This window comes from Acinetobacter sp. 8I-beige, assembly GCF_902505955.1.
Classification (GTDB): Bacteria; Pseudomonadota; Gammaproteobacteria; order Pseudomonadales; family Moraxellaceae; genus Acinetobacter; species Acinetobacter johnsonii.
In genome coordinates this window covers 180,598-200,821 of record NZ_LR732790.1, presented here as the reverse complement: position 1 = coordinate 200,821, position 20,224 = coordinate 180,598, and the positions used below count along the sequence as shown (strand labels likewise).

Sequence of the window (20,224 nt, the reverse complement as noted above, 5' to 3'; positions counted from 1 at the left end):
GATATAGAAAAAAACAGCCCTTTCGGGCTGTTTCACACAATATATTGATTATACTGTTTATTTATTATTCTATTGATTAGTCCACACGTTCGCCATGTTGGCTCAAGTCTAGGCCCATACGTTCATCATCAGATTCAACGCGAATTCCAATCACCAGATCAATCACTTTTAAGATAAGGAAGGTTAATACTGCTGAGTATGCAATCGTTGCCAATACCCCTTCAACTTGAACCCAAAGTTGATGCATCACATCACTTGGTGCTTTGTCGCCCATGATGAAATCGCTTGCAAAGAATGCCGTTAAGATTGCACCCACGATACCACCCACACCGTGTAAACCAAACGCATCTAAAGAGTCATCGGCTTTTAAAGCACGTTTCAAGGCACTGATACCCCAGAAGCACACCACACCACCGATTAAACCCATCGCCAGTGCACCGCCGACAGTCACAAACCCTGCTGCTGGTGTAATCACTACCAGACCAGCAACCGCACCAGATGCAGCACCAAGTACTGAACCTTTACCACGTGCAACTTTTTCAGTAATTAACCAAGAGATTGCCGCTGCTGCTGCTGCTACTTGAGTCACAAGCAATGCATAACCTGCTGAGCCGTTTGCGCCCAATGCAGAACCACCATTGAAACCAAACCAACCGACCCACAGTAGGCTTGCACCCACAACGGTTAATGCCAAGTTGTGTGGAGCCATTGATTCACGGCCTAAGCCCATACGTTTGCCGAGCATGTATGCAGCAACCAAACCTGCCACACCTGAGTTGATGTGTACAACGGTACCGCCGGCAAAGTCGAGTGCGCCATCATTTGCTAACCAACCACCGCCCCATACCCAGTGAGTAATTGGTGCATAGACCACGACTACCCAAATCGAGATGAAAGCGATAAATGCGCCGAATTTCATCCGTTCTGCAATTGAACCACTAATAATGGCAACGGTAATGATGGCAAAGGTCATTTGGAAAATAACGAATAGAACTTCAGGAATCGTTCCTGTGAGTGCATCTGTGGTAATCCCAGTCAGCATGAACTTATCTAAGCCACCAATAAAGGCATTACCCTCACCAAAGGCCAATGTATAACCAATGATGACCCATGCAATACTCACCACTGCCGCAGCAACAAAGCTATGCGCCATGGTGCTTAAGACGTTTTTCTTACGAACCATACCGCCGTAGAATAACGCTAAACCTGGAATGGTCATTAATAAAACCAGTGCTGTGGAGACTAAAATCCACGCCGTATCACCTGTGTCTAATGTTGGTTCTTCTTCTGCAGGTGCGGGTGCTTCTACTGGAGCAGCAACGGCTTCAACCGCTTGTACCGCTGGAGCAGCCACATCCGTTGTTTCAACCACTGTGACTTGTTCTGATGGAGTTGGCGCTGTTGCTGCTTCTTCAGCCCAAGCAACAGAACCACCTAAAAGTGCGCCAGATAAGCTCAGCGCGAATAGCATCTTTTTCATTCGTATCCCCCAACCTAATTTGTGCGAGTTATGTGTTACTCAGCAAACTTCATGCCAAATTAAACGGCATCGGCACCTGTTTCACCTGTACGGATACGGATGACTTGCTCTAAATTTGTGACGAAAATTTTACCGTCGCCAATTTTTCCTGTACTAGCCACACGTGTGATTGACTCAATCACCGCGTCGACCATTTCATCACTGATCGCGATTTCAATTTTTACTTTTGGTAAGAAATCAACAACATATTCAGCGCCACGATAAAGTTCAGTATGACCTTTTTGACGACCAAAGCCTTTGACTTCAGTTACCGTGATCCCTTGAACACCAATTTCAGACAGTGCTTCACGCACATCATCCAATTTAAACGGTTTTACAATTGCAGTTACGAGCTTCATGTTTGTTTTCCTTCGGCTTATTTCACCAGTAAGGTTTTATGTTCAAATTTCATGCCAAAAATTCTTAGGTTGGGGGGAAAAGAAAGTCTGACATGAGTTTTCTTTATACCCTATTCTATACATTTAAATGCGTTTTGAGCTTCAAAATTCAGGTTTTTTAGTCGAAGATTTATGATTTTTTTACAATCGATGAAATCATATTTCATCTGAAAGGCTATAGAGTCAGAAGCAGCAATGGTACACTGCTGTCACTTCTCCAACTGTTGGATATAGAAATGATTGAAACTTTATTACAAGCCATACTGGAACAAGTCGAACAACCTAAACAAGACTTAGAACATAATTTACGCGCACTGCTCAATGAAGCAGTCACCAAGATGGATTTGGTTTCCAAAGATGAAATTGAACGTCAACGTACTGCACTGAATAATGCCAATTTGCGTTTAAATGACTTATTGAAACAAGTGGAAGCTTTAGAGTTACGCATTCAGAACAAAAAATGAGCACCTGTTTGGTGCAACAAAAGACGCATAACGAATTAAAATAATGCACTATAATGGAACAAAAGATGTCTTTTGCCAAAATTTACACTCGAGCTTTGCTCGGTTTACACGCACCTTCGGTTGAAGTTGAAGTTCATCTGAGCCAAGGGCTACCCTCTTTAACCATTGTGGGGCTTCCCGAAGCAGCCGTTCGGGAAAGCAAAGATCGGGTGCGCTCCGCCATTATCAATAGTGGCTTTCAGTTTCCGACCAAACGCCTCACCATCAACCTTGCGCCCGCAGATCTGCCCAAAGACAGCTCACGACTGGATTTGCCTATTGCACTGGGTATTTTAATTGCCTCTGGTCAGCTCCCCGAACAAGGAACTGAAAATTTTGAATTTATAGGTGAGTTGGCACTTGATGGGCAACTGCGACCAATTTCAGGTACTTTAAGTATTGCGATTGCCTGCCAGCAAGCTGGACATCAACTGATTTTACCTGAGGCCAATGCGCAAGAAGCCTCTCAACTGCCCAATTTTCAAGTATTTGCAGCGCAACATTTAAAACAAGTCTGTGAGCATCTGTCGCAAAACCATCTCATCCAACAGTTTCAACCCACGGCGCTAAAAGCCTCCCAACATTACAAATTTGATTTGGCCGATGTTAAAGGTCAACTACGTCCGAGACGTGCCTTAGAGATTGCGGCAGCAGGTGGTCATTCTTTGCTATTTAAAGGACCGCCAGGAACAGGGAAAACCCTATTGGCTTCACGTTTAGCCAGCATTCTACCGCCCTTGAACACGCAAGAGAATTTGGAAGTGGCAAGTATTTACTCGGTGGCCAATCATCAACATCCTTTTGGGCAGCGGCCATTTCGTGCACCGCACCATACAGCTTCTGCGGTTGCCTTAGTCGGTGGTGGATCACAACCCAAACCCGGTGAAATCACTTTGGCACATAAAGGCGTGCTGTTTTTAGATGAATTGCCTGAATTTGACCGCAAGGTTTTGGAGGTTTTAAGACAGCCGATTGAAGCCAAAGAGATTGTGATTTCACGTGCTTCACGGCAAATCACCTTTCCAGCCAATTTCCAACTGATTGCCGCAATGAATCCGTGTCCCTGTGGTTATGCTTTTAATCAAGATAGCCGTTGCCAGTGCTCAGCCGAGGCGATTAAGCGCTACCAAAACCGCATTTCAGGGCCTTTGCTGGATCGAATTGATTTACATATTGATGTACCACCCTTGCATGCTTCTGAATTGCAAGACACACAAGCCGTGGAAGACTCGGCGACTGTACGTGAGCGCGTGATTCAAGCTTATCAATGGCAAATGCAGCGCCAAGCTTGTCTCAATATGGCATTATCACCCAAACAACTCGAACAATTCGCACCGCTAGATGGACAAGCGGCTTTAATCTTTGAAAAAGCACAACAGCGTTTAAATTTGTCTGCTCGGGGTTATCACCGTATTTTAAGAGTGGCCAGAACCATTGCAGATTTGGCCCAGTCAGAGCACATCCAAACAGGACATTTGACCGAAGCTCTCTCCTACCGACAACAAAACGCCTAAAAGTCGCTAAACTCCACATAGAAAAACCCCTCTAGCCCTAAGGGCTAGAGGGGTTTTGAAGATGCTAAAACTTAGAAAGTTTTAGTTAAAGTAAATACTGCACCTGTTTCTACACCACGTGCTGTCGCATGATCCAGATCATCAGTATCAATATTGGTTCCTACCGCTGCCAATTCTGCTGTTGCGCCAGGAATAGACTGGAATGCATAGGTCACACCCACTTTCCAATCGACATAATTGTCATCATCACCAAATGAATATTTATCTTCATCACTCACCACGGTATAACCCACATTCGTGACACCACCAAAGCCCGTTGAACCAAATGGAATCGCATAACCAGCATTGATGTTCCAACTGTCTGTATCTGCTGCAACATAGTCATTGGTATAGTTCACATTGGTCAGTAGACTGTCCCCTTCAGTGAAGACACTCGCAAAGGTTAATTTGCCATAAAACTCTAACCAGTTCAGATCATCTGCGCTTGGATAGTTGTAGTACACCATACCCACATCAAGCACTGGCTTGCTGGCAAAGCTTTCTAATGTTGTTGCAAAACCAATCGATGGATCGAGTTCTAAACTCGGTGAACCTTCGCCAAAATCAACATTTGAACCCCAAAGACCCAAATACAAGCCTGAGTCATGTGCCAAAGTAAAACCCGCTTGTACCGCTGGATCATTTTGGGTTTGAGTTAAACCACGGAAACGATAGTCGGTTGTTACAGCAGCACTTCCGCTAAAAGAGAAACCAAACGGTAATGCTGGCTCGTCATCTGCGAAAGTGAATGTAGAAGCTGATGCCACCACAGCTAAAGATAATGCTTTAAGTGCAAATTTCATTGTTTGATTCCCCCACATCGTATCCGACGTTTTTTGGTTATTTCGATAAACTCATGTAGGTATTAGCAATAGCTATGCCACATTCAATTCAACATCAGACACAACTTTTCCAATATTATTTTAAATAATTGTTTTTATTTAATTTATGTAAAATATAGAAAATTGCGCTCACACTCAATTTGATCGCCAAACATCTTCGCGGTGAATTGAACTCAAGCTCCTCAACCAAACATAATTGTTTACAATATGCGCTATTTTGAGACTCATCTTTGGAACGTACGTTTTTAAGTGCATAAAAAAAGTGCATCCCCAACCGATACGGATGCACTTTTCATATCTACAACATTTAGAAGTTGTAAGTTAAACCCAGTACCAGATGGTCTTCTAAATCCTCGCCCATACGATTATGTACACCATAAATATAATCCGCAGACATCTCGATACCTGTCTCTGCAAAGGGTCTACTCAGCCCTAAGCGAACTTCATTAACAGTAAACTTTTTCTCTGTAGTAAGTATGGCATCATCCTGCTGACGATAAATCGATGCACCAATTGAACTATTGAATTGAAAGTTTTGTGGAAGGGCATAATGATGTGCAAGGCTTAAATAGGTATCGCCTGCATTGGCATAGCTCACATCCACTAAAGCCACCGTGACGCCTACATCAAAGTCTTTATAGCTCAAACTATTTACAAACTCCGCTCCAGTCGTACTTCGGCGTTCTGTGCGATCTTCACTATAGACCGAACCGCCATCATTATATAAATAAGTCACAATATGTGAGCGGTAGCTTAAATCTGGACTGAGTGTGCCTGCATAACCAATATAAAAGTCATGCTCAACACCGTGATCTTTGCTGATATCCGCGGCATCATAATTCAGTGTCGAACCCCAATAACCTGCATACAGACCCGATGCATGTTCATACTCAAGCCCAGCCTGCAGGGTAGGCTGATCATTCTCAACACCGCCACGATAGATATACTGACTGAGCACAGCAAGGCTTCCACTGAGTCCACCTTCTGAGCTTTGTTGCTGGGGCTCACTTGCGTTGACCGACATACTGCCAGTGAAAAAAATTAAAAATAGTGCAATTTTATGTGAATTCTTATGCATTTAAGCTCTCAAAATCTCTTTAGACATGAATCATTTACTGATTCCATACCCATAAATTTTAAAGCTATTTTTTAACAATGGGTCAATTTTTCCTAGACAACTGCTGTGTAATTCATCGTTTGCCAATCTGGCTATGGGTTATTTTGAGCTGATTCCAAAAGCCCAGAAATAGCTGAAACCTTTGATTCATAGGCTAAAACGACTTCACAGTCTATATATTATATTCTGCGATACATATCAAAAAACAGAATGAAGAAGAGAAAAATAATTTGATGTTTTATAAAGATTTATTTTATTAAACCAAACATTTTAACCAAAATAAAAATATTTCAAACATATCACTTACAAAAAAATGCATTACTTTAGTTGAATATGTTAAATAAAAATGACAATTTTTCAGCGATTACTTATACAATTGCTGTTCTCTTTCCATCCAATTTGTATAAGGTTCGCTCCCCAATGCAAAACACAAAAAAATTAGCATTAGCAGTTTTAGTACAAACTGCACTTATATCAACAGCTTTTGCGAGTGAGCAAAGTGAATCTAAAGGTTTCGTTGAGGACGCTGAAGGATCAGTGTTATTTCGTACTGGTTATTTAAATCGTGATAAAACCAACTACCGTGACAATACTACGGGCTTAGAAGAACAAGTAGACGATACAAGTTCTGCAGCTCAAACCGCGATGGTTAAATTCGAATCTGGTTATACCAAGGGTATTGTTGGTTTTGGTGTTGGTATTATTGGCGATGCTTCATTTAAGCTTGGTGATAACAATAATGCTGGTAATGGCATGATCCCTCAGCACCCAGACGGCTCTGCATATGACCATTGGGCACGTGGTGGTGGTATCGTAAAAGCACGTATTTCAAATACTGAAGTGCGTTATGGTACACAAGTTCTAGACTTACCTGTACTGGCAAGTAACACTGCACGTTTAGTGCCTGAATACTTTGAAGGTGTGTTAGCAACAAGCCGTGAAATTAACGGTCTTGAGTTAACTGCAGGTAAATTTACCAAGAACCAATATTCAGACCAAATCAAAAGTGATGGTAATGAATTAGATCGTGCTGTAGTTTGGGGTGCAAAGTATAAATTTAATGATGCACTCAATGCATCTTATTTTGGTACTGACATCAAAGACCGTTTAGATCGTCATTATGTGAATGCCAACTATAAACAAGCGCTTGTGAACAATAGCTCATTGACCTATGACTTCAGTGGTTACCATACAAAATGGGATACTAAAGCTGATGGCAGTGCGTATACATACTCGCATACGACCAGTGATCTAACCGACTTAAGCAACAATATTTGGGCTATTTCTGGAACCTATAACACAGGTAACCATAATGTCATGATGGCTTACCAACAAAACACTGGTAATACTGGTTATGACTATGGTTTGGGTAAAGGTGTGGGTGATGGTCATCAGACTATTTACCTACCAAACTCTTACCTTTCAGACTTCATCGGTAACGATGAAAAGTCTGTACAACTTCAATATACCTATGACTTTGCAGGCTTAAATGTTCCTGGCCTAAGCTGGACAACTGCATATGTTTATGGTTGGGATATTGATGTTGCAGACTTAAGCAACCGTTCACAATTGATTGTAGACAATGCTACTGAGCGTGAATTCTTTAACCAAGTAAAATATACCGTTCAATCTGGTTTTGCTAAAGATGCAAGCTTACGTTTACGTCACTCGTATTACCGTGCGAGCGACGAATATCAAGCTGGTAACTACATTGGTGACACCAACGAATGGCGTGTTTGGTTAGACATTCCTGTGAAATTCTTCTAATTTCTACGGAAAAGCTAATCTAATAAAAAAACCTGCACAATGTGCAGGTTTTTTTATTGAAGCCTACAATCAAACACAGTTCAATTGAGGCTTCACAGACAGGCTTATTTTGCTGCTTCGATTGCTTTAAGCACTTCTTGCTTAGCAACTTCAGAACCTTCCCAACCTGTTAATTTAACCCACTTCCCTGGCTCTAAGTCTTTATAGTGCGCGAAGAAATGTTCAACTTGTTGGATCAGTAACGGAGGAAGATCCGTATACTCTTTAATATCTTTATAAATTGGTGTTAATTTGTCGTGTGGAACTGCGATCAATTTCGCATCGATACCACCGTCATCTTCCATGTTCAATTTACCCACAGGGCGGCAACGAATTACTGAACCTGGTTCAACTGGATGTGGCGTTACAACAAGTACATCTAATGGATCACCATCTTCAGACAAGGTGTTTGGTACATAACCATAGTTCGCTGGGTAGAACATTGCTGTACCCATGAAACGATCTACAAAAAGTGCATCCGAATCTTTATCAATTTCATATTTGATTGGTGCTGCATTTGCAGGAATTTCGATGATCACGTAGATATCGTTCGGTGCATCTTTACCCGCAGGGATATTGCTGTAGCTCATAACATCACTCTTTAACAAGTTAAATCTTTTAAAAACCGCATCGATTATAACGGTTTTTGAGAAAAAAATATTTCTGCGATTATACATCCACTGGGTGAAAATATGTATGTTTCGCGCTTAGCCCATCGTCAGTCGAATGACCAACAATAATAAACAAATAGGACACAATAGTGACAAGAGCCAAACGATCGTACGGAGTGTCGACCAGTTGGCTAAATAGCAAATCCCATACAGCACACGAAAGACAAGGTAGGCAATACCAAACGTCATGGTGACCACTTGCGGAATCACCATATATTCAGCCATTAAGATGGCTGCAATAAATAACGGTAAACTCTCAAAGCTATTTTGTTGTGCTGCATTAGCACGTGCTGCCAGACCAGTCGTCTTGGCGAGAAATTCACGCGGATGTTGATTATCTTTGGCGCGAAATCCTGCTGCTTTTTTAGCAATGATTGTAAATACGTACGGTAATAAACAAGCAATTAAAATGAGATAAATAATCCCGCTAATGCTTTGCATTGGTTTTTTCTCATCAAGATCATTTTGAAGGCTATCATAGCATGGCATTCCGAGGATAAATTTGGTTAAATTATAGTGTTTTTATAATTTGCCGATGAGACTCCAGCATGGCTAGCCCTGATCAAAAAGAAATGTTCGACGTGCTCGAAATTCAGCGTCAACATCAACGCCAAGTGGATCGTGTTTTAAAGATTGTGCTTCCCGTTACTGCATTTTTATTGGCAGTCATTTGTGCCAATATGAATATTGGTTCGACTCTTGGCACACTGGTCATGCTGATCATTGCATTTTGGATGGTTGGGATTAAACGTCAAAACCTATGGTCTTGGTTGCTTGTAGTGACCGTCTATTGTCTGATCGATAATGTCCTGAGCTTCGGTAGTTTTGCTTTCCCAGCCTTTAGTCGTCAGTGCGGTACGATGCTGACCTTTGTTGGCATCTTGGGTATTGGCCGTCCCTATATTGATCGCTGGTTAATGAAAAATTAAATTTGAACATAAAAAAAGCGCCTGACGGCGCTTTTTTTATTTGAACTTAAGCTGTTTTACGTAAATCTTTACGTAGGATTTTACCTACGTTTGATTTCGGTAACTCATCCAAGAATTCAACATAACGCGGACGTTTGTAGCCCGTTAAGTTCTCTTTCGCAAAGGCCAAGACTTCTTCTGTAGTTAAAGATGGATCTTTCTTCACCACAAACAGTTTTGGTACTTCACCTGATTTTTCATCAGGTACACCAATGGCAGCTACTTCCAGCACTTTAGGATGCTTTGAAACCACTTCTTCAATTTCTGAAGGATAAACGTTAAAGCCTGACACCAAAATCATGTCTTTTTTACGGTCTACGATTTTAATATAACCACGAGCGTCCATGACACCAATGTCACCCGTACGGAAGAAACCATCTTCAGTCATCACTTTAGCTGTTTCATCTGCACGGTTCCAATAGCCACGCATCACTTGTGGACCACGGATTGAAATCTCACCCTGTTCACCCAGTGCAACTTCCTTACCATCATCATCCAAAATTGCAACTTCAGTTAATGGCAATGGAATACCAATTGTGCCACTGAACTCTTCTGACGCTGGCGGATTTGCCGTTGCCACAGGTGAAGTTTCAGATAGACCATAACCTTCAATGATGTTGGTTCCCGTAATTCGCTTCCACGCTTCTGCGGTAGAAGGAAGGACAGCCATACCACCGCCCATCGCCATTTTCAATTTGCTGTGGTCGAGTTGCTTAAACTCTTCATTGTTCACTAAAGCATTGAATAGCGTATTCACTGCTGGGAAGAATGATGGTTGGTATTTACGTAACTCTTTCATCACCGCAGGTAAGTCACGCGGGTTTGGAATCAAAACGTTGGCTTGGCCTTTGTACATACCGTACATCGCACAAACCATGAACGCAAAAATATGATATAGCGGTAATGCACAGAAAATGCGGTCATCAGGCTGACCGTCTTGTGCACCAAATTTACTTTGGAAAATACCATCACACTGCAACATGTTCGCCACAAGATTGCGATGTGTCAGTTCTGCACCTTTAGATACCCCTGTAGTGCCGCCCGTGTACTGAAGCACGGCTGTGTCACTTAACGTTAAGTTCGGACGCTTATAATTGCTCGCGCTGACTTTCGACATCGCTGCGTTAAAGCGAATATGGCCAGGAATATTCCATGCTGGAATTTGCTTACGCACTGAACGTAATACAAAGTTCACCAGTGTGCCTTTTAATGCACCTAACATGTCACCTACAGAGGCAATCACGACATGTTTAACTGGCGTTTTACCATTAATCGCTTGATAAACAGAGGCAAAGTTTTCGATGATCACCAAAACTTCTGAACCCGAGTCATTTAACTGATGTTCAAGTTCGCGCGCGGTATACAGTGGATTGACGTTAACCAGTACTAAACCTGCACGGAATACACCCAAAGCAACAATAGGATACTGAAGAACGTTCGGCATCATTACAGCGACACGTGAGCCTTTTGCTAGACCCAAACTTTGTAAATACGTTGCAAATTTACGGCTTGCTTCTTCTAACTCATTAAAAGTGAGCACTTTATCCATAAAGATAAAAGCATCACGAGAGCCAAATTTTTGGAAATTTCGTTCAAAAACATCTACTAATGACGTGTTTTCTGGTGGCAATTCTACAGTCTCTGGAATCCCCGTTTTTTGGTATTCTGCGAACCAAATTTTTTCCATATCGCCCGATTCTCCTATCAGTAATCCTTAAATTTCAACTATTGTTCTCAATATTAAGCGCTCTTTATTTAACTTCTGTTGCTTAATACTGCATCCATTTCCCGCATACATACCATATATAACGTATTTTGATCAATGGATGCTAGTTTTATCTCTGAACTAACAGTTTATTTGCTTTTTGATAACCACGTGGTAATAACTGCCCTTTTGATGCTCTTTTGCCTATGTATTTTTGCAAGTCATCACCCTTCAATTTTAATTGCTGCTGTCCTGCAACGACTTGCAGTATTTCATCTAGCGTTAATCTTGTCATGAATACAATTTGATCTTTCTCTTCAAGTTGTATCAATTTATTACCTTTACCTTTATTCAAAATAGGTAACTCTGACAACTCTAAAATCAACAAACGACCCGTTGAGGTCAATAAGGCCAAATGGGTGGCTTGATCAACACTGGTTAACGGCATGACTGTGGCTTTTTCAGGTAAAGTTAAGAAGGCTTTCCCTGCTTTTGCATTGGTATCTAACTGTTTTGCCTGTGTTTTAAAACCATACCCTTTGCTACTCAGCGCCACGACTTTGGCTTCATCATCAGCAATGAAGACTTGTTTAAAACCAACGCCACTGGCTGGAGACAATTTTGAACTCAACGGTTCGCCCAGACCACGCGCGGAAGGTAGGCTATTAATGGCTAGTGCATAACTACGCCCTGACTCATCCAGCACATACACGCGCTGATTAGATTTGCCTTGCGCATGACTGAGGTATTGATCGCCTGCACGGAAGTTCAGGTTTTCGGCATCAACTTCATGACCTTTGGCTGAGCGAATCCACCCCGCTTCAGACAACACCACAGTCACAGGATCAGCAGGCATGAAGTCTTGCTCACTCATCGCCGTCGCTTCTGCACGATGCACGATTGGTGAACGACGGTCATCGCCGTATTTTTTCGCATCATCTTTGAGTTCATTGATGATCAAAGCTTTTAAAGACTCTGGATTGGCCAACTGTTCACGAATCAGTGCAGCTTTGGCTTCTAACTCTTCTTGCTCACGGCGCATTTCCATTTCTTCAAGTCGAGCCAAATGACGTAACTTGAGTTCTAAAATGGCTTCAGCCTGAATATCATCAATATTAAAACGTGACATCAACTCCGCTTTGGGCTGTTCTTCTTCACGAATAATACGAATCACTTCATCAATATTTAAATAGGCAATAATCAAACCGCCCAAAATATGTAAGCGTTTTTCAATTTTATTCAGGTGATATTGCAGACGACGGGTGACGGTTTCCTTTCGAATTTCAATCCACTCCAGCAAAATACGACGAATCGATTTCACTTGTGGACGGCCATCCGCGCCAATCATGTTCATATTGACCCGATAGCTCGACTCAAGGTCAGTGGTGGCAAAAAGGTGACTCATCACCGCTTCAGCATCAATCCGATTTGAGCGCAGTACAATTACCAAACGGGTTGGATTTTGATGATCCGATTCATCACGCACATCGCTCACCAAAGGCAGTTTTTTCGCCTGCATTTGATCTGCAATTTGCGAAATAACTTTCGAGCCTGACACTTGATAAGGCAAGTCCGTGATCACAATTTCATTTTTTTCGATGCGATACACCGAACGCATACGGTAACTGCCCCGACCTGTACTTTGTATTTTTAATAACTCTTCAGGCGGCGTAATAATTTCTGCTTTGGTCGGCAAATCGGGTGCAGGAATATATTCTGCGACTTTTTCGTCGCTTAAATTTGGATTGCGAATTAAGGCAATGGTACCTTTCACGACTTCACGCAGGTTGTGTGGTGGAATGTCCGTAGCCATACCAACCGCAATGCCTGTGGTGCCATTTAACAATATATTCGGAATACGTGCAGGTAAAGTCACTGGCTCTTTCATCGAACCATCAAAGTTGTCCTGCCAGTCACAAGTCCCCTGTCCCAGTTCAGACAAAAGCACTTCACTATACTGAGATAATTTGGCTTCGGTATAACGCATCGCCGCGAATGATTTCGGATCATCGGGAGAACCCCAGTTACCTTGACCTTCAATAAATGGATAACGATAACTAAAAGGCTGCGCCATCAGCACCATCGCTTCATAGCAGGCCGAATCACCATGCGGGTGATACTTACCGAGTACATCGCCAACGGTACGCGCAGATTTTTTGGGTTTACCACTGTGTTTCAGCCCCAATTCACTCATGGCATACACAATACGGCGTTGTACAGGTTTTAAACCATCGCTGATATGCGGTAAGGCACGATCCATGATCACGTACATGGCGTAATTGAGATATGCTTGTTCAGTAAATTCTGCTACGGAACGGTTTTCTGTCGCTTGATGCGCAAGGTTCGTCATAACAACCTGTCATCCTAATTAATCGTTTTTTGTTTAAGTTCTTATGCTATGTCGCAGGCTCTGCCTATACAAGTGAAAGCGTACACCACTACGACAAATTGCGTCTTTAGATGTTCCTAGTGTCGTAAAATTATCCATTTTTTTTAAAATGAGCAACTAATTATTTTGAAGTTCAGTTCCTGTGTTCATCTCTGCTCATCAATGAAAATGGTTAAGCAACTTCAGTCTTCTCAACTTGATCGATACGATCGACAAAAAAATCGGGGCATCCGCGCCCAAAATGCGACACAACCAATTGGGTAGATCACATCAATCAAGTCGCAGCTATTTTAAATAGCCTCATCATACACGGGGCTAACTTTTATCAAAATGCAACGTTGAGAAGCCACATTTTGGCCGAGCAGATTGAATTTTTTATTGCTGAGTTGGATCTTGTTATCGGTTATTTTCAAATCTATCATCTAGATTTTATGTTGAAGTGTATTGAAGACTGAGAGTCTCAGCACATCTGACTCTCAATCTTCAGCGCGGACTAAATTACAGTCCAATTTCTTCCAATGTTTTGCCTTTGGTCTCTTCACCCAAAATCAAAATTACCGCTGCAACCGCAAGCAACACTGCGGTAAACATCATGAAAATCGCACTAAATCCATTACTCTGTACCATCATATGTGTCACCACCATCGGTGCGACAATGCCGCCCATACGACCAATGGCTGATGCCCAACCCGAACCAAAAGCCCGGATATTGGTTGGATATTGCTCTGGGGTATAGGTATACAAGACGCCCCATGCACCGAGGTTAAAGAATGACATCAAACAACCCCAGAACATGATCATGCTCACAGTGTCAGCTTGACCAAAGAAATACGCGGAAACTGCACACATGCCAATAAAACCAGCCAAGGTTGCTTTACGTCCCAGCTTTTCGACCAGCCATGCTGCGGCCACATAGCCTGGCAGCTGTGCCAAAATCATCACCAAGACATATTCAAAAGACTGAACAATGCTATACCCCTGCTTCACCAGCAAACTCGGTAACCATGTAAAAATGCCATAATACGAGTAGACAATACCAAACCAAATCAACCATAACATCAAGGTTCTACGCGCAAATGCCCCCGACCAGAGCTGGGTAAAAGACACGGTCTTTTTCTCTGCCACCGGTTTAACAACGATATGCTCGATCACTTCCACACCGCATTGACGTTCAATCTGCTGCACCAAAGCATGCGCTTCCACAATACGACCTCGGTTAATGAGATAAGGAATTGACTCAGGCACTTTGAACCAAATCACAATGGCGTACAGTGCAGGAATTCCACCGATTAAGAAGGCCATATGCCAGTCAAATTTTGGAATCACAAAATACGCCACCAATGCAGCGCAAAGCCAACCTAAGCCCCAAAAACTTTCTAGCAGCACGATAAAACGCCCACGCACCTGCGCAGGAATGTATTCACTAACCAAGGTCACCGCTACTGGCAACTGTCCACCTAAGCCTAAACCCACAATAAAACGAAACACCAATAACCACGTTAAGTTCGGGGCAAAGGCACAGGCTGCCGTCGCTAAACTGTAAATCACTAGGGTCGCGGCAAAAACTGTTTTACGTCCGATGCGGTCGGCCAAGCCCCCTGAACACACTGCACCAATCGCCATTCCGACAAAGCCAATGGAGACCACCCAACCTTTTTCGGTTGGGCTCATGTGCCAGTCTTCGGCCATTTTTGCCAAAATAAAAGAAATCAGCCCTGTGTCCATGGCATCGAACATCCAGCCCAAGCCAATGACCCACAACAAGGTGTAGTGAAATTTACTGACCGGTAAACGTTGTATGCGAGAAACTAAATCCATAGCTCGGCCTCTAAAGCGGGAAAAAGATAGCGGGCTGCTTTCTCAACAGGCTTTATCATTATGTGCTTTTTTTATACAAACAAGGCAGTCAAATCACTGCTATTTTAGCTCGCATCTTTCGACGAAGCAGATTGTTCATCATCATCTTGATAAATGAATTTTGGCATTTCTAAGCCAAAGTAAATCGCGATTAGACGTAAGCTAAAACCAAAGATCAAAGTCGAAATCACGGTCAGCTCAAGTGATAAACCGAGCTGAATGCAGCCCCAATAGAAAATCACCGCGACAAAAGAAATACTGGCATACAGCTCACGGCGGAACACCAAAGGGACGTCATTACACAAAATATCACGTAAGATACCGCCTGAGACCCCTGTCAGAACTCCTGCAACCGCAGACACCACAAAACCATGTCCCATTTCTAAGGCAATTTGACAGCCAATGATGGTAAAACCGATCAGGCCCAAAGCATCGAGGACCAAGAAGATATTACGTAAATGGCGCATCCACTTAGCAATCAAAATCGTCATAAAAGCGGCAAAACACGTCAGCATCAGATATTCAGGATGCTTGACCCAAGTCAACGGATAATGTCCCAACAACACATCGCGGACAGAACCGCCACCCAGTGCTGTGACACAGGCAATAATCACCACACCAAACCAATCCATACTACGCCGACCCGCCGACAGTGCACCTGTCATTGCCTCTGCTGTGATCGCTATAATATAAATAATAGTGAGTAACATCGCCTGGATTCCATATAGGCTAATTGATGCGCGCTATTCTAAGCCAAATTTGCTTAAAATTATAAAAATTGTGCACAACATTGTTTAAATTTTTTCTCTGAACCGCAGATGCACGCTTGTTTCATGGTGATTTGCATTTCAGTGGTTGGATCTAAAAAATACCATGCCTCGGCATGTTTCACAAAATGTGAAATTTCATGATGTATCTGTGGCGATTTGCCATCATGATAATGGGCTTTGAACTCGACCATGGCATGGTTTTTATCGAGTTTTTCATTGGCCTGCACGACGCCTAACTTCACCCATTGGTTGCTTCGACTCCACTCCGCAATTGCTGCAACATCTAGAACCTGTTGCTGTCCCAACGCTGTGGTTTGCACAATGTAATCAATTTGCTGTTTGGCAAAAGCACTATAACGTGAGCGCATAAGTTGAGTAGCGCTCTGCGCACGACTTTGTCCCAAGTGCAAAGGCTGACAGCACTGTTCATATTCACCCTGTCCACACGGACACTCAACATTACTCATGATTTTTCCATAAAAAATAGCTCGACATTGCGAGCTATTTTAACCTGTTCAAACCAGATTACGGTTTGTTTTAAGATGATTCCTTGTGCAGATCTGACTTTGGAATCACATGCACTTTTTCAATTTTGTGCCCATCCATCGTCACCACTTCAAAAATACAACCATCTGCTTCAAGGCTAGAGCCATTTTCGGGTAAACGACCTAAATGAAAGAGGATATAGCCTGACAAGGTTGAGTACTGATCGGACTCATCGACCAAATCACGATCCAACAATAACGAGACATGACGAATATCAGTAGAGCCATCCAGCATCAAGCTGCCATCTTCTAAACTTTCAGCCACATTGTCTTCAGCATCTTCATCGGGGAACTCCCCTGCAATCGCTTCTAATACGTCAATCGGCGTGGCAATCCCTTCAATCGAGCCGTACTCGTTCAAGACCAAAGCCATTTGCAACGGTGCTTGACGCAGTTGTTCCATCACCATCAGGACTTGCGCATTTTCATGCACAATCACAGGCTCACGTAAATGTTTATCAAAATCGAGTACACCCGTTTCAATATATTCATTCAAAACTTTATGGGTCAGCACCACACCTGCGATGTTGTCTAACTCGCCCCGTGCCACGATTAAACGCGAATGCGTAATACTGAGTAGTTGTGATTTGATTGAAGCTTCTTCATCCTCTAAATCAATCCACTCCAACTCTGGACGTGGGGTCATCACGGACTTCACTGGGCGTTCAGACAAACCCAGCACCCCTTGCACCAAGACACTATGATAGACCCCATTTTCAGGATCAAACACTTCATCCGCATAGGCGCGAGTTGCCAGTACATCTTCAGGCTCAGAGGCATGATCACTACTTTTACCGCCCAACATTCGCAGCACTGCAGATGCAGTTTTATAGCGAAGGTCTGTAGTGGTGACCATTTTTTCTTGATTACGGCGCATGGTTTGGTTGATGAATTCAACAATCACCGAGAAACCAATCGCGGCATATAAGTAACCTTTTGGAATATGGAAACCAAAGCCTTCTACAATCAATGAGAAACCGATCATCATCAAGAAGCCGAGACACAAAATCACTACGGTCGGATGTTTGTTGACAAATTCCATCAAGGCTTTCGATGCCCACAACATAATGCCCACGGCGATAATCACCGCAATCATCATCACAGACAGATGTTTAACCATACCGACTGCGGTAATCACCGAGTCTAAGGAAAACACAGCATCCAAAACCACAATCTGAACGATCACCATCCAAAACACAGCATTGGCTGGACTTTCTTCTTTCTGAACCACTTTGGCGTCAATGCGTTCATGCAGTTCCATGGTGCCTTTAAACAGTAAGAACACCCCACCAAACAGAAGAATCAAATCCCGTCCTGAGAAAGGATGATCGAAGATATGGAACAGCGGCTCGGTCAGTGTCACCACCCAAGCAATTGAGGCCAACAGCACTAAACGCATTAAAAGTGCAAGGATCAAACCAACAACTCGAGCCGTATTGCGTTGTTCTGGTGGAAGTTTCTCCGCCAAAATCGCAATAAAAACCAAGTTATCAATCCCCAGCACAATTTCCAGCACCACTAAAGTGAGTAACCCCACCCACGCAGAAGGATCAGACATCCATTCAAATATCATGTGATCTGCTCCTGTCGAAGGGAAATATATGGCGCATAACGCAACTTAAGCGGATGAAAAGGAAGATTCAGCACCAATGGCTGTAATTTTTTTTCGGAAAACTGAAGATGTCTTGAGCGACAACTACCACTACCCATGTTCGTTCTTGTGTTGTAAAACAGGAAATAAGTATAGGCAAGATCTACATGAAATTCATCTTTTTTTCAAAAGTGCACTGTTTTAAAAGATTTAACAAATTATTACCCGATTGTTAGATTAAATACAGCTTGCCGTCACATTTCTTGCTTAAACTAAGAGAGAAAAAGTAGATAAAGCAAAAGGTAAAAACATACGCCATGAATAGTGAATTAAAAATATCCTCTCTCAACACTGAAGTAAACGTTCAAACCACTCAACCTCTGATCGCACTTTATTGCGGTTCTCGTTCAGGCAATAAACCGATTTATCAAGAAAAAGCGATTGCACTGGCACAAGGCTTAGCTAAACAGGGTTTTGGTCTGGTTTATGGGGGGGCCAGCATTGGCCTCATGGGACAAGTGGCCGATGCCATGATTAGCCACGGCGGTGAAGCAGTCGGCGTCATTCCAGAATTTATGCTGGATTATGAAATTGCGCATCACCAACTGACCGAATTACATGTTGTACAAACCATGCATGAGCGCAAAGCCTTAATGGCCGAACGTGCAAGTGCCTTTGTCGCACTACCTGGTGGTTTAGGCACTTTTGAAGAAATTTTAGAAGTGGCAACCTGGGGACAACTGAACCAACATCAAAAACCGATGATGATTTATAACGTCAATGGTTTCTATGACGCACTGATTACCCAGTTGGATCATGCAGTAGAAGAAGGTTTTCTACCGCCACAGCACCGCGCAAAACTGATTGTGTGCAACCATGCTGAACAGATTTATTCAGCCATTGCCAACCTCGGCAGTCCAGCACACTTTGCCATTTAAACCCTGTTCTTAATGCCATAAAAAAGCGAGCCTAGAGCTCGCTTTTTTAACATGTGCGGTTATTGCCCATAATGAGTAACAAAGTTATAGAACCACGGCAGTGTGGTCGCCAGAATCACGGACATGGCTAAACCAAACATCAATTTCATCGCATCTTTACTGACGTTACGCGAAGTGCGGTGTTTGTTCACTTCATCAAAAATCATCGACATTGCAAACTCACGACCTGCAAGTAAACCTAAGAATACCCATGTGGTACTCATTGGAATATTGCTCCACTCTTTGAAGACCAACAAAATCAGGGCATACATAAAGTCAATAATAGTCGCTGCACGAATATCAGTGACACCTGTTTTGGTATCGACAATCTTCTGAATCGCACCACCGCGTTGGTACAAAATCACCGCCAACAACACCACAAAGACCGTGATGGCAAACAGTAAAAATGAAAACGGCACTTGACGGGGTACATAGACGAAAATATTGGCCAAATCTTGAATCAGCCACTGACTCCACAGAAAAGCCGTAGAGACCCACTGTAGTCCGATCCAAATATGCGACGGTTCTTGGTTACGAGTTTTCGCAAAATACTTCGCGACTTGGCGCATCACAAAACGATAGACAATAATCGCAACCACAAAGGCCACCGCGTAGCCCATCATCGATTTCACCATCATCGAGCCTAAACTTGCAGGCGAGAAAATGGTTAAAACCAAGAAAGTGGTACTGACGGGAATTCCGTATTTGGTTAAAAATAACAGTAAAATCGGTGGCACAATATATAGCCACGTGACCCCACCCTCAGGAAAAGGGATCGTTTCTAAACGGCCATATGATGCATCTCCCACACCGGATGCATACCAACCATAAATCAACACCACCACCAAAATGGTACTGATAAAGAGCCAAAGCACCCACCATGGACGATGTGCATTGGATGAAATAAACGTACCTAATGTCTGTGGCACATCATTTCCGACGATAGAATAAGCGGCTAAACAGAAGCCTATCACCATCAAAATTTCGATTGTCATAAAACCAACCTTTTGAAT

At 42.8% G+C, this 20,224-nt stretch carries 18 protein-coding genes; 5 read left to right on the top strand and 13 right to left on the bottom strand.

What is annotated here, in order from left to right; translation table 11 throughout:
• Positions 1-76: 76 nt before the first annotated feature.
• Complete coding sequence (locus GVX98_RS00980; RefSeq protein WP_159127022.1) at positions 77-1,480, bottom strand: ammonium transporter; 1,404 nt, start codon at positions 1,478-1,480, stop codon at positions 77-79.
• Between the two features lie 59 nt (positions 1,481-1,539).
• Entirely contained in the window at positions 1,540-1,878 is a 339-nt protein-coding gene (glnK, locus tag GVX98_RS00975) for a P-II family nitrogen regulator (RefSeq protein WP_004281042.1), read from the bottom strand.
• 275 nt (positions 1,879-2,153) lie between these two features.
• On the opposite strand from glnK, the gene GVX98_RS00970 reads away from it, so the two are divergent.
• Both GVX98_RS00970 and GVX98_RS00965 read left to right on the top strand, forming a co-directional pair.
• On the top strand, positions 2,154-2,381 hold the full coding sequence (locus GVX98_RS00970; protein ID WP_004692854.1) for an accessory factor UbiK family protein: 228 nt from the start codon (positions 2,154-2,156) through the stop codon (positions 2,379-2,381).
• 65 nt (positions 2,382-2,446) lie between these two features.
• On the top strand, positions 2,447-3,934 hold the full coding sequence (locus tag GVX98_RS00965) for a YifB family Mg chelatase-like AAA ATPase (protein WP_159127021.1): 1,488 nt from the start codon (positions 2,447-2,449) through the stop codon (positions 3,932-3,934).
• 71 nt (positions 3,935-4,005) lie between these two features.
• Here GVX98_RS00965 and GVX98_RS00960 read toward each other — a convergent pair whose 3' ends face one another.
• Entirely contained in the window at positions 4,006-4,776 is a 771-nt protein-coding gene (locus GVX98_RS00960; protein ID WP_159127020.1) for a TorF family putative porin, read from the bottom strand.
• A gap of 346 nt (positions 4,777-5,122) precedes the next feature.
• Complete coding sequence (locus GVX98_RS00955) at positions 5,123-5,893, bottom strand: TorF family putative porin (RefSeq protein WP_159127019.1); 771 nt, start codon at positions 5,891-5,893, stop codon at positions 5,123-5,125.
• A gap of 459 nt (positions 5,894-6,352) precedes the next feature.
• Between GVX98_RS00955 and GVX98_RS00950 the strand changes: the two genes are divergently transcribed.
• Complete coding sequence (locus GVX98_RS00950) at positions 6,353-7,699, top strand: OprD family outer membrane porin (protein WP_159127018.1); 1,347 nt, start codon at positions 6,353-6,355, stop codon at positions 7,697-7,699.
• Between the two features lie 104 nt (positions 7,700-7,803).
• Here GVX98_RS00950 and ppa read toward each other — a convergent pair whose 3' ends face one another.
• Both ppa and GVX98_RS00940 read right to left on the bottom strand, forming a co-directional pair.
• A complete protein-coding gene (gene ppa, locus GVX98_RS00945; RefSeq protein ID WP_114836634.1) occupies positions 7,804-8,328 on the bottom strand; it encodes an inorganic diphosphatase in 525 nt (174 codons plus the stop codon).
• Positions 8,329-8,445: 117 nt separating this feature from the next.
• Positions 8,446-8,850, bottom strand: a complete 405-nt coding sequence (locus tag GVX98_RS00940) for an MAPEG family protein (RefSeq protein ID WP_004978550.1) — start codon at positions 8,848-8,850, stop codon at positions 8,446-8,448.
• Positions 8,851-8,957: 107 nt separating this feature from the next.
• On the opposite strand from GVX98_RS00940, the gene GVX98_RS00935 reads away from it, so the two are divergent.
• Positions 8,958-9,338, top strand: a complete 381-nt coding sequence (locus GVX98_RS00935) for a hypothetical protein (protein ID WP_004978549.1) — start codon at positions 8,958-8,960, stop codon at positions 9,336-9,338.
• A 46-nt stretch (positions 9,339-9,384) separates the two neighbouring features.
• Here GVX98_RS00935 and GVX98_RS00930 read toward each other — a convergent pair whose 3' ends face one another.
• The 6 genes from GVX98_RS00930 to GVX98_RS00905 form a co-directional block, all read right to left on the bottom strand.
• Positions 9,385-11,064 carry a long-chain-fatty-acid--CoA ligase gene (locus GVX98_RS00930; RefSeq protein WP_004978546.1) on the bottom strand — a complete coding sequence of 560 codons (1,680 nt, stop codon included), beginning with the start codon at positions 11,062-11,064 and terminating at the stop codon, positions 9,385-9,387.
• A gap of 148 nt (positions 11,065-11,212) precedes the next feature.
• A complete protein-coding gene (gene parC / locus GVX98_RS00925) occupies positions 11,213-13,432 on the bottom strand; it encodes a DNA topoisomerase IV subunit A (protein WP_159127017.1) in 2,220 nt (739 codons plus the stop codon).
• A gap of 537 nt (positions 13,433-13,969) precedes the next feature.
• Positions 13,970-15,289 (bottom strand): MFS transporter, encoded by a 1,320-nt coding sequence (locus GVX98_RS00920; protein ID WP_159127016.1) that lies wholly within the window; start codon positions 15,287-15,289, stop codon positions 13,970-13,972.
• Positions 15,290-15,393: 104 nt separating this feature from the next.
• The gene (locus GVX98_RS00915; RefSeq protein WP_004692884.1) at positions 15,394-16,038 is read right to left on the bottom strand and encodes a trimeric intracellular cation channel family protein; all 645 of its coding nucleotides are present in this window, start codon (positions 16,036-16,038) and stop codon (positions 15,394-15,396) included.
• A gap of 59 nt (positions 16,039-16,097) precedes the next feature.
• Positions 16,098-16,565, bottom strand: coding sequence for a YchJ family protein (locus GVX98_RS00910; RefSeq protein ID WP_159127015.1), 468 nt, complete (start codon positions 16,563-16,565; stop codon positions 16,098-16,100).
• Positions 16,566-16,635: 70 nt separating this feature from the next.
• Complete coding sequence (locus GVX98_RS00905) at positions 16,636-18,216, bottom strand: TerC family protein (protein ID WP_004978531.1); 1,581 nt, start codon at positions 18,214-18,216, stop codon at positions 16,636-16,638.
• Positions 18,217-18,551: 335 nt separating this feature from the next.
• On the opposite strand from GVX98_RS00905, the gene GVX98_RS00900 reads away from it, so the two are divergent.
• Positions 18,552-19,172 carry a TIGR00730 family Rossman fold protein gene (locus GVX98_RS00900; RefSeq protein ID WP_004978527.1) on the top strand — a complete coding sequence of 207 codons (621 nt, stop codon included), beginning with the start codon at positions 18,552-18,554 and terminating at the stop codon, positions 19,170-19,172.
• Positions 19,173-19,231: 59 nt separating this feature from the next.
• Here the strand turns inward: GVX98_RS00900 and GVX98_RS00895 are convergent, their stop codons facing one another.
• The gene (locus GVX98_RS00895; protein ID WP_004692891.1) at positions 19,232-20,206 is read right to left on the bottom strand and encodes a hypothetical protein; all 975 of its coding nucleotides are present in this window, start codon (positions 20,204-20,206) and stop codon (positions 19,232-19,234) included.
• Positions 20,207-20,224 lie beyond the last annotated feature (18 nt).